The organism is Gilliamella sp. Nev5-1 (assembly GCF_001690895.1).
GTDB lineage: Bacteria > Pseudomonadota > Gammaproteobacteria > Enterobacterales > Orbaceae > Gilliamella > Gilliamella apicola_C.
Genome location: NZ_LZHO01000068.1, coordinates 44,624 through 57,090, shown reverse-complemented (window position 1 = coordinate 57,090; position 12,467 = coordinate 44,624). Strand labels below are relative to the sequence as shown.

The following is a 12,467-nucleotide window of genomic DNA, read 5'->3' as shown; positions in this document are numbered from 1 at the left end:
GGCTATCTATAGCGAAAGATAACCTATTTTACTCATAAATTGGTAAACTACCAAACCAATCATGATACCAACGAGGAGTAATTTCTTTTCGCATGGTTTTTAAGCTCCATTTTTGTTTATCAAAAAACAGGCTTATTTGCCCAGTCCTTGCGGTAATATAATGATTTAGCTTTAGATCTTGATATTTTTTCATTACTTTATGAGATGGCAGTTTCCAAGGATTATAACGGGACGTTGATACCAACGAGACTACGGGTTTAACATGATTTAAAAATGCATAGCTTGATGAAGTGCTACTACCATGATGTGGAATTTGCAAGATGGTAGATGCCAACTGGTTTCGATATGTTGTGACTAATTGATACTCCTGATTTCGTTCTAAATCTCCAGTTAATAATACAGAAAATCGCCCATCAGTAACTTGTACCACACAGGAATCGTCATTTTGTGCATAACCAACCAATTTTTTCGGCCACAGCACATTAAACGTCAAATCATGCCAAATAATACGATTACCCGCTAAGCATGGATAAGTATTATTGTAATCAGAAGATGAGCTCATCAACCATGCCTTTGGATAAACGCGTTGAAGCATAGTCAAACCGCCTGCATGATCATTATGTTGATGACTGATGATAATGCCTTCCACGTTCAAATTATGCCACTGTAGAAAAGGAATAATGACCCTTTCCATAGCCGAACCTTTATCCCATTTTGCACCTGTATCGTATAAAATTGCTGATTTGCCATTATGAATAACCATAGCCAATCCATGCCCAACATCTAACATATCTAGCCGCCAACGATAGTTCTGATCTTTAAAAAATGGCAACAGTAACATCAGCAAAATTACCAGCAAAGTCATGCTAAATCGGCGCCAAACACTGGTGCGTATTATAACTATAATTATCCAGCTGAAAAAACTTAATAAATAAAAGTCGGAAGGAATTTTAATCCATAACCAATTAAGCCAATCTAAACTTAAAAACAACCATTCCAAAGACTTATCAGCAATAAACCAAAACCATAATGCAATATAAAAACAGTCAACTGCACTACATATTAACGCAATTAAAATAATTGGAAATGTAAATAGTGAAATAATGGGAATCGCAATTAAATTAGTTAAGATCGAGACGGCACTCACTCCTTGAAAAACAAAAAATTGAATAGGTAGCAATAATAAGGTTAACCCAAACTGCAAATGCAATAGCCTTATTACATACCAACGTTTTTTATACTTCATTATTTTAGGGAGTGGTAACCAGTCAAACCAAAAAATCAAGCTTATTACCGCATAGCAAGATAACCAAAAACTTTCAGATAAAATCATTAACGGATCAAATAACAATAATAACGCAATAATTCGATTGACTTTTTGCCATGCACTTATTTGTTTTTTTTTATAACGCAAATAAATCCAGATAGATAAAGCAAATATGGCGCGCAAAGCTGGCGGATTTAAGCCTGTTAACCATGCATAAAAAAATGCACATAACCAGCCTGCTATAATCGGAACGAAAAAATGCATAAAACGCTTTGGAATAAAAAACAAGCAAACTTTGATAAAAAAACAACTCATCCCAAAAACTATTAAGATATGCATACCCGATATTGCCATTAAATGGGCAATACCAGTTTGCATCATCACTGTACGATGTGAATTATCTAATTGGGAACGATCGCCAAAAGCAAGAGCAAGTAAAATGCCTTTATAACGAAACAAATTGATATAGGGTAATGCCGAATCAGTAATTGCTTGCTTTACATTAGATTCATCTACCAATAATTCTGCATCAACTAATTTAGCTGATAATAAACTTCGATTGACAATAGAAAAACGTTGGCTATCAAATCCTCCCTCATTTAAATAACCATGTGCTACTTTAACTTTTAATGTTAATTGCCAAATTTGGCCAGATTTAGGAAGTGCTAACTTATCCCAATAAACCGTGATTGGAATATTATTAGGAAGCATATGGTCTGAAACAGAAAAAATAGAAAACGACAAATGATAAGGCTCATTTGTTGTTATTTGGCGTGTATTGATACTTACTGCTTTGGCTTTAACAACTAATATTTTGTCAATATAAGGCGTGATATTGGTTAAGTATTGTTTAGAATAAGCAATAGACCATAAAAAACCTAAACAAAATATAATAAAAATAGATAAAAGCCAACGAAATTTATCTGGGGTCACTAACAACAAAATAACTAAGATAATAGCAATAAAATACCACTGAAAATCAGAGAATAAATGTGGTAAAAATAGTAATGGTAGGCAACCTAATGAAAACATAATAGCCATTAAATCAAGGGAACAACATTGTCTCATTAGTGCCTACTATTGTTAGTCTAAACTAACAACTAGCCTATCACTTACTATCATAAAAAAAATAAATGGTTTTGAAATTTTTGAGAAGTCTTCCAATTTGATCATTAAACCAGATACAATTTACTAAAATTGTTAATGGTCTTTCAAATTTTAAAAATTATAAAAAATTCATAATGATGAAGAGCAAAATATGAGAAGATCTTAGCTAATCAATAGGAGTAAATGAGTTTACTAAACTGATGAGTGTTATTAAATAACAGTAATGGCATTATTTAAAATAAAAAAGCCATTGATTTTACTCAAAGGCTTTTAGTTAAAAATAGAAACCAGATATTATGCTTTTGCAGCGTTGTTTACTCTTTCACGTAACTCTTTACCTGGTTTGAAATGAGGAATGTACTTATGTTTGACTTCAACATTACCACCAGTTCTTGGATTTCTAGCTTTGCGTGGAGCTCGATAATTTAAACTAAAACTACCAAAGCCTCGAATTTCTACACGATCGTTACCTTCCATGGCTAAAGCGATCTGCTCGATGATATCTCTAACCGAATCATCAACTAGTTGCACAGGAAGGTGAGTCCGCCAGTTTACAATTCGTTCTACTAAATCTGATCTGTTCATGATCACTCCTAATTTTTTATGTGGCATGGAATTTATCCATTCTATACCACAAAAGAAAAAGAGGGCAAGCCCTCTTTACTCTTTACATAAACATTTTTTACTCAGTTTTTGACGCAGCTTTGAATGCTTCAGCCATTGCATTAGTAAATGATGCATCTTCTTGAGTTGAAGAATTATTTACAGCCGCAAGTGCTTCTTTTTCGTCAGCTTCATCTTTTGCACGCACTGATAACGAAATTGCACGAGTTTTACGATCGATATTGATAATTTTAGCTTCAACTTCATCACCAACTTTTAATGCAGTTGTTGCATCTTCAATACGCTCACGAGCAATATCTTGTGCTTTTAAATAACCTTCAATACCATCTGCAATTTCAACGGTTGCGCCTTTAGCATCAACTGCAGTCACATTTCCTTTAACAATTGCACCTTTTTTGAAGTTAGAAGCAAAACTGCTAAATGGATCGTCTTCTAGTTGCTTAATACCTAAAGAGATACGCTCACGTTCTGCATCAACTTGTAGTACAACAGCTTCGATATCATCGCCTTTCTTATAAGCTTTAACGGCTTCTTCGCCTGGCATATTCCAAGAAATATCAGAAAGATGAACTAAACCATCAATACCACCTTCTAAGCCGATGAAGATACCAAAATCAGTGATTGATTTGATCTTACCACTAACTTTATCGCCTTTGCTATGCGAATCAGCAAATTGTAACCATGGGTTTGGTTTACATTGTTTAAGGCCAAGAGAAATACGACGACGTTCTTCATCAATTTCAAGTACCACAACTTCAACTTCATCACCAAGGCTAACAACTTTAGAAGGATGAATGTTTTTGTTTGTCCAATCCATTTCAGAAACGTGTACTAAACCTTCAACGCCAGTTTCAATTTCAACAAAGCAACCATAATCAGTTAAGTTGGTTACTTTACCTGTTACTTTAGTACCTTCTGGGTAACGTTTAGCGATTGAAACCCATGGATCTTCGCCTAATTGTTTTAAGCCAAGAGAAACACGTGAGCGGTCTTTATCAAATTTAAGTACTTTAACAAGTAATTCTTGTCCTACTTCAACCACTTCACTTGGGTGTTTAACACGTTTCCAAGCCATATCAGTGATATGAAGTAAACCGTCAACTCCACCAAGATCAACAAATGCACCGTAATCAGTAAGATTTTTGATAATACCTTTAACTTCTGAACCTTCTTGTAGATTTTCAAGAAGTTGTTCTCTTTCTGCGCTATTTTCAGATTCAATAACCGCACGACGTGATACAACAACGTTGTTGCGTTTTTGATCTAACTTAATAACTTTTAATTCAATTTCTCTGTTTTCGATATGAGAAGTATCGCGTAATGGACGAACATCAACAAGTGAACCAGGAAGGAACGCACGTACGCCATTAAGATCAACCGTAAAGCCACCTTTAACTTTACCATTGATAACACCTAAAACTGTTGCAGCATCTTCAACTGCTTTTTCTAATACTAACCACGCTTCATGGCGTTTAGCTTTTTCACGAGATAAGATGGTTTCACCAAAGCCATCTTCAATTGAGTCAAGTACAACGTCAACAACGTCGCCAACTTGAACTTCTAATTCGCCTTGGGCATTTTTAAACTGCTCTACTGGGATTGCTGATTCAGATTTTAATCCAGCATCAACTAAAACAACATCTTTGTCGATTGCAACGACAGTACCACGGATCATATTACCAGAACGAGTGTCTAGCTGATTTAAAGACTCTTCAAAGAGTTGAGCAAAAGATTCAGTCATATTTATATACTTAAATTAATATTAACGTCCACATTACATCATGTCTTGTGGGGTTGTTTACGATACTCCACTCATCCATATAATGGAGCTTAGTTCACGCCGTAAGCTAGCTTACAACGCAAGTTTTTCGTTTATATACGTAATAGATTGATTAAAAACATCTTGAATAGACAGCGATGTGGTATCAATTATTAGCGCATCAACAGCAGGCTTTAACGGTGCAATGGCTCGATTACGATCGCGTTCATCACGCGCAGTTATTTCCTGCAAAATGTTGGCAAATTTAGCATGATTCTGCTTATCTTGCAACTGTTTCATCCTTCTTTCTGCACGAGACTGGGCGCTTGCATCAAGGAAGATTTTGACTGGCGCATCAGCAAAAACAACCGTACCCATATCTCGACCATCAGCAATCAATCCTGGAGCCTGTCTAAAATCACGCTGGCGTTGTAATAACGCAACTCTAACTTGATTAAGCGAAGCCACTTTTGATGCTGCCCCGCCTGTTTGCTCTGTGCGAATATTTTTAGACACATCAATCCCATTTAATCGCACTTTAACTTCAATATCACTTGTGTCAAAAGATAAAGGTAAATTTAATGCTAAGTTAGCTAACTGATTCTCATCATCTAGTGCAATATTTTTTTCCAACGCCGATAATGCCAGTACACGATAAATTGCCCCCGAGTCCAAAAGGTGCCAATTAAAATGATTCGCTAACGCTTGGCAAAGTGTACCCTTTCCTACTCCACTGGGTCCATCAACGGCTATAACTGGGATAGTGTTATTCATACTATTATTCACTTAATCTTTTAAATTGTTCAAAGTAATCTGGAAATGTTTTCATGGTGCATTTAGGATCCAAAATTGTCACAGGTGTATCGGATAGCGAAACAAGTGAAAAACACATGGCAATACGGTGATCATTATAAGTTTCAATTTCAGCGTGGGCTAATTTTGCCGGTGGCTCAATAGTAATATAATCTCGACCCTCTTCAACCATTGCTCCGACCTTACGTAATTCTGTTGCCATAGCGTATAAACGATCAGTTTCTTTAACTCGCCAATTATAAATATTACGAATAGTGGTTTTCCCTTTAGCGAATAAAGCGGTGGTTGCAATCGTCATTGCCGCATCAGGAATATGATTCATATCCATATCAATACCATTTAATTGACCATGCGAACATTCTATATAATCATCAGCCCAAGTCACTTTAGCACCCATTTTTTCTAAAACATGAGCGAATTGTGTATCTCCTTGTAAACTTTCTTTACCTATCCCTGTTACTCTTACAGTACCACCTTTAATGGCGGCTGCGGCTAGAAAATAAGATGCAGAAGAAGCGTCGCCTTCAACCAAGTAATTTTTCGGGGATTGGTAACTTTGATTCGCTTTAATCATGAAAGTTTGGTAGTTTTGATTAACAACTGTAACACCAAATATCGTCATCATTTTTAAAGTAATATCGATATAAGGTTTAGATACCAAATCACCAATAATAGTTATCTCGGTATCTTGTTCAGCTAATGGTGCAGCCATTAATAGTGCTGTTAGAAATTGGCTTGATACAGAACCATCAACTTGAATTTTCCCTCCGATGAAACCACCATGAATATGTAACGGAGGATAACCATCATTTTCAAGATAATCAATTTTAGCCCCTCCTTGACGCAATGCATCCACTAAATGGCCAATTGGGCGCTCTTTCATACGTGGCTCGCCAGTTAATACAATGTTATTGTGGCCAAGGCATAGCGCAGCTGCTAAAGGACGCATTGCTGTGCCTGCATTACCTAAAAATAGTTCTAATGCATGTGAAGAGCATAGTTTGCCACCTGCACCTTTAATATCACAAATAGTACGATCATGGGATAATTGATATTTCACACCGAGAGCCGTCAATGCATCAAGCATGTAACGAACATCGTCACTATCGAGTAAATTTGTTAAGCGAGTATCGCCTTGGCTCAAAGCGGATAGTAATAGTGCTCGATTAGAAACACTTTTTGATCCTGGCAAGTTAATGGTGCCATTAAATCTTTTTATGGGTTGTAATGTTAAGGATAACATAATGACTCTCTTTAATATTCTTTAAAATTTATCTAACGTTGCTTTTAGCAAATCAATGGCTTGTTGCTCTTTAGCGCTATTTTGCCATAGTTTATCAAATAATGAACGATAACGTTTAATTGCGTCAGGCGATGAGGTAATCGATGCAATGCCCGTTGTTACATTTGGTAACTCACCTAATCGAAATGGGCTAATTGCTAGCGAAATTGGAGTCTCGCTTTGATAAAAAATTTGGAAAGCAATCGATGGAATTGCTTGTTGCGTAATTGCAATAGTTGGCACATAAGATTGTTGTTCTAATAGTTCAATTAAATGGTAAATCTCTTTGCGTGCCAACAACATTCTTTCAGATTTTTTACCCGGCGAAATGGTTAAATCGCCGACTAAGCCAAGGTGCAAAAACCGCTCTATATTCCGCAAACTAATCAAATTAATTACTTTAGGAACTGATTGGTAAAACTGTGTTTTACGATATTTTAAAATTGACAAAATGACTGCGTATTTTTTCAGCTCAGCCGATTCACTTGATTCTTCAAGCATCATGGCTAAATGAGATAGATAGTTTGGAGAAGTTAATAAAAAAGAAAATGGATCAAAATGGGAATAGATGTGGGTTGATTGCTCTTCTAGCTGACGCATTCGCTCAAAAAAGCCTTCACCACTAGAGTAATATTCAGTATCTATACCAAGTAAACTAGCTAAAGAAGTATCCAACAATAGGGCTAAACGAGCTAATGTCTCAATTTTAACGATTTCGCCTTTTTCTAAACGATAAACCGCTGCTCTTGATATTTTCAGGCTTTGAGCTACATCTTCAGCTTTAAGCGAAGCAGCGATGCGATAAGCACGTAACCGCTGTCCTATAGCCAAATAATCGACTGTTCCATTCACCATAATTAACTCAAATTATTCGAATTTTGGCAGTGTATCATAAGGTAGTTACATTGCCAATTTTCTATAAAAATATTTCAGGTAATATATACATTTCAGTATATTATTTTAATAAAATATCTTGTAGTGCTGATGCATTTTCAATTTCAGTAAATTCTGAAATTGCATTAGGCTGTTTAATATCATCTGAACGCTTACCAAGCACTTGCGAAGCAAGCACTAAGCCTTTTGGATTGATTATTGAATAACGATAAAAATCGATCAAATCTTGTTTATTGATACTTTTTACCTTCGCTATTTTTTTACTGCGTGAATCAAAGGCAAAACGTGATAAACGATAATCTGGCATATAACGGCTTAATTCTTCATCCAATGTTTGAGGTGGCATTGTCAGCTCCTCAAGTATCGCCTTTTTGTATTGCTCAATATCATTTTCTGATAAAGCTTCTAATTTACTTAACATAATTGGGTAAAATTCTTGATAACGCTTAAGCAAATAAGCTGGATCATACTGATTACTTTGGATAATAAAACTCATCCCCGCAGAATCCCCAACCGTAATTGGCGTTGTAAATACAGCATAACCAAGTTGCTCATTAGTTCGCAACTGATCGAAGAACCATGGCGAGATTATTTTATAAAGTGTATAACTTAACATACTACTTGTAATACGATCATAATTCGTTGGGATATAGCTCATCATCAAGGCGTTATCAGTACTTTTGGCCTGCTGAGTAATTTGTGCCAATAAAGGTGATTTAATTTTGATGCTTTTCATTGGGGTAAATTCAGCTTTGCGTGCAAGCATTTTTTGAATAGCATGATAAAGATCTAATGAATTCTCATTAGATAAATTTCCCAAGCTTAGCATATAAGGTACAGAATTAGTCATTAGATTATCACGATAAGTTAAAATATCATTAATACTCATATCTTCTGTGATTTGACGCCTGACACTTCGCTCATAATAATGAGGAACAGAAGATAATGCACTCACAGGATTAACAGCTAATTGGTAACTATTTGTATGTTCCGCTGCATCAAGTTTTTGCAAATACCATGACTTGGCTAAAGCTAAGCTTTGTTCATCAACCATTACTTGGCGATAACTATTAAGTATCGCTAATATCATTTCAGGTAAATGTTGATTAAAGCCACTAGCCGTAATCATCAAACCATCATCGCTACCCGTAGATAAGGCTATACCAGCAATACTTGCTTGAAATTGTAATTGCGCTAATTGACGGCTAACAATGTAATCGAGTAAATCAAACGCCACTTTGGATTTCGCATCAATAAAAGCTTCATTATTTCGTAACGAAACTACAATTTCAGCTTTCGGTTCTTGACGAAAATACTGACTAACGAAATGGAAATGGTTTCCACGCTTACTGAATTCCACTGGTTGTGATTGATTGCTGTTTTGGCTCAAAATTGTAAAATCATCTGGAATATAAGGGTTGAGTTCAGGCAAGCTAAACGAAAAACTTTTACTTAAATTTAGCCAATTTACTTTTTCTTCATTAGTAATATTATCAATTTTATACGGGGCATCAACAAAATAAGCGGTCTTATTCGTCAATTGATTAGGAGAAATAACCCAAACCCTTGCATTATTAACGGTGAAACTTTTTAAACGATTAACTACCGTTGTTTTGTCAAAATGCGTAGCAACATAATCAGAATTCAACACATTTTTAATAGGGTATAACAGCATTTGATCAGAAAGCCATTCCACATAAGACATATCACGTTCAATATTTTGATATTTAAACTCTAACGCTAGCACTTTTTGCATTTCTTTATAATAAGCATCAAAAAGCCCTTCGTGTTGAATTAATTGTAAATAATTAAAAATAGCTGCAATAACCTTATCTTTTTGGGCAAGGCCATCTTCTGTTAAATTAACGTAAATACTAAATAACCCACTATTGCCATATTTAATTGGATTACTTGAGGCTTGAATGCTCTCAATCAAACCTTGCTTTTGAAGCTGATCAACTAATGTATTATTGCTACGGTTGCCAATTAAATAGCCAATATATTCATCACTCTTGTCAGCAAACTTAGCCACATTATTTTCAATGGGGAATTGCAATAATAACAATTTTTTGGGTTGCGCTGGTACCATCGTAATTTGTTTACCTAATGTCTCAGCGGTTAGTGCTTGCTTATCAATTTTAGGTGCATCAATATTTTTATTAACAATTTGACCAAAAGTGCTTTCTGCTAACTTGGCCAATTTATTAATAGACTGATTACTATAAATTACCCCTACCATAATGTTGGCAGAATAATAGCCTTGATGGAAATTAACTAAAGCATCTTGTAGTTTACTGCTTTCTTTGTCACTCAATGTCTGTAAATTACCGCCCGAAAATTGAGAAGCTGGGTGGTTTTGATTAATAGTTTCTGAATCAATCTGTCCAATACGAAAACCATCATTTGATCTCGCCATGGTCAGTTCCGCATTTACCGCATTACGTTCTTTATCGGCAAATTTAGGATCTAAATTTGGCTGGGCAATAGCATTAGCCAAATGGTCTAATGCTGTTTCAAATGCGCTATTTTCGACCTCAAAATAAAACGCAGTACGATGCGCAGCAGTGCTAGCATTATAACTACCAGCATGACGGCTTAAAAACTGCGAAAAACTCGCTGGTTCGGGGTATTTTTTCGATCCCATTAATACCATATGTTCAGTATAATGCGCTAAACCTTGCTGATCTTTGGGATCTTGCAACGAACCAACCGGTAACGCTAATGACGCCAACGATTTAACCGCTTTAGGATCTGAAACCAATAAAACGCGCATTTTATTCGCCAGTTCAATAACTTCATATTGGCGCTTGTCGCGCTCACTTTGTTGTACCTTTTCTAACAAAACTGGTTTGGCAAGCTTGTTTTCGATGGCAAAAGATGAATATGAAGTGGTAAGTAAAGCCCCAATAAATCCACTAATAATAAAATTAACTAATTTTCTTCTATTCTTATAAATCATAATTTCTGCTCGCTCAACTCAGTTTTAATAGCAATAACAAAAAATAAAAACAACAAATTTATCAATAATACTACAGCATCTTGATAAACTCTGTGATTTGGTAGATGACTAAATTAATGCTCACGAGTTTTCCTAAATTTAACATCAGGATACCGTTCTTGAGTCAAATTCAAATTAACCATGCTTGGCGCAATATAAGAAAGGTTATCTCCGCCATCTAAAGCAAGGTTCTGTTCGCATTTACGTTTAAACTCTTCTAGTTTTTTTACATCACTACACTCTACCCAGCGGGCGGTTGTGACATTAACTGATTCGTAAATTGCCTCAACGTTATATTCTGATTTTAAACGTGCAACAACCACATCAAACTGAAGAATCCCAACAGCGCCCACAATTAAGTCATTATTAGCTAGTGGGCGAAATACTTGTACAGCGCCTTCTTCAGACAATTGCACTAGTCCTTTTAATAACTGTTTTTGTTTAAGCGGATCTTTTAAGCGGATTCGGCGAAACAATTCTGGTGCAAAGTTAGGGATACCTGTGAATTTTAAATCTTCCCCTTGGGTAAAAGTATCACCGATTTGAATAGTACCATGATTGTGTAGTCCAATAATATCGCCAGCATAGGCTTCTTCAACATGTTCACGATCACCAGCCATAAACGTTAAGGCGTCAGAAATATTAACATCTTTAGCAATACGAACATGGCGTAACTTCATGCCTTTTTCATATTTACCTGATACAATACGCATAAATGCAACTCGGTCACGATGCTTAGGATCCATATTGGCTTGAATTTTAAACACAAAACCGCTGAATTTTTCTTCCGAAGATTTGACTTCTCGCTTATCACTTTGCCGTGGTTGTGGCGTTGGTGCCCATGCTGTTAGACCATCAAGCATATGATCAACACCAAAATTGCCTAATGCCGTACCAAAAAAAACGGGCGTTAAATCACCTGATAAAAAGGCCTCTAGATCAAATTCATTTGACGCGCCTTGTACTAATTCAAGTTCTTCACGTAGTTGTTGCGCTAAATCATCGCCAACAGCTAAATCCAAATCAGGGTTAGTTAACCCTTTAATAATTCGAATCTCTTGGATAGTATGGCCTTGACCTGATTGATAAAGGTAAGTCTCGTCTTTCGCTAAATGATAAACTCCTTTAAATAATTTGCCACAACCGATAGGCCAAGTAATGGGTGCGCACATAATATTTAGCTCGTTTTCAACTTCGTCAAGCAGTTCCATAGGATCGCGAATATCACGATCTAATTTATTCATAAACGTTAAAATTGGTGTATTGCGTAGCCTTGTCACTTCCATTAATTTACGTGTGCGATCCTCAACCCCTTTTGCCGCATCAATCACCATCAAACAACTATCAACCGCAGTTAACGTGCGATAAGTATCTTCTGAGAAATCCTCATGTCCAGGAGTATCAAGTAAATTGACTAAACAGTCATTATATGGGAATTGCATGACCGAGGTTGTTATTGAAATACCACGTTGCTTTTCCATCTCCATCCAGTCAGATTTAGCATGTTGAGCATTGGCACCACGACCTTTTACGGTACCCGCAGTTTGTATAGCATGACCAAATAATAGCACCTTTTCGGTAATCGTTGTTTTACCTGCATCAGGATGAGAAATAATCGCAAAAGTGCGACGAGCTTTGACTTCATCTAAATACGCTTGTTCTGTCATAAAATTAACTTTTTAATCCACACAAAATAATCACTTATTTTAGCAGGTATCTATCT

8 protein-coding genes are annotated in these 12,467 nt (G+C 36.0%); all 8 read right to left on the bottom strand.

The features are described from left to right. Positions 1-28 precede the first annotated feature (28 nt). Positions 29-2,335: a DNA internalization-related competence protein ComEC/Rec2 gene (locus A9G41_RS08835; protein ID WP_065582897.1), complete on the bottom strand. Its 2,307-nt coding sequence runs from the start codon at positions 2,333-2,335 to the stop codon at positions 29-31. A gap of 333 nt (positions 2,336-2,668) precedes the next feature. Next, complete coding sequence (gene ihfB / locus A9G41_RS08830; protein ID WP_065568085.1) at positions 2,669-2,959, bottom strand: integration host factor subunit beta; 291 nt, start codon at positions 2,957-2,959, stop codon at positions 2,669-2,671. Positions 2,960-3,056: 97 nt separating this feature from the next. Then, positions 3,057-4,739: a 30S ribosomal protein S1 gene (gene rpsA / locus A9G41_RS08825; protein ID WP_065568086.1), complete on the bottom strand. Its 1,683-nt coding sequence runs from the start codon at positions 4,737-4,739 to the stop codon at positions 3,057-3,059. A gap of 111 nt (positions 4,740-4,850) precedes the next feature. Continuing rightward, positions 4,851-5,531: a (d)CMP kinase gene (gene cmk, locus A9G41_RS08820; protein WP_065568087.1), complete on the bottom strand. Its 681-nt coding sequence runs from the start codon at positions 5,529-5,531 to the stop codon at positions 4,851-4,853. Positions 5,532-5,535: 4 nt separating this feature from the next. Continuing rightward, positions 5,536-6,813, bottom strand: a complete 1,278-nt coding sequence (aroA, locus tag A9G41_RS08815; protein ID WP_176700482.1) for a 3-phosphoshikimate 1-carboxyvinyltransferase — start codon at positions 6,811-6,813, stop codon at positions 5,536-5,538. 21 nt (positions 6,814-6,834) lie between these two features. Further along, positions 6,835-7,707, bottom strand: a complete 873-nt coding sequence (locus A9G41_RS08810; protein WP_065582899.1) for a helix-turn-helix domain-containing protein — start codon at positions 7,705-7,707, stop codon at positions 6,835-6,837. A gap of 100 nt (positions 7,708-7,807) precedes the next feature. Beyond that, positions 7,808-10,705 (bottom strand): pitrilysin, encoded by a 2,898-nt coding sequence (gene ptrA / locus A9G41_RS08805; protein WP_075539566.1) that lies wholly within the window; start codon positions 10,703-10,705, stop codon positions 7,808-7,810. A 113-nt stretch (positions 10,706-10,818) separates the two neighbouring features. After that, positions 10,819-12,411, bottom strand: a complete 1,593-nt coding sequence (gene prfC / locus A9G41_RS08800) for a peptide chain release factor 3 (protein WP_065582901.1) — start codon at positions 12,409-12,411, stop codon at positions 10,819-10,821. Positions 12,412-12,467 lie beyond the last annotated feature (56 nt).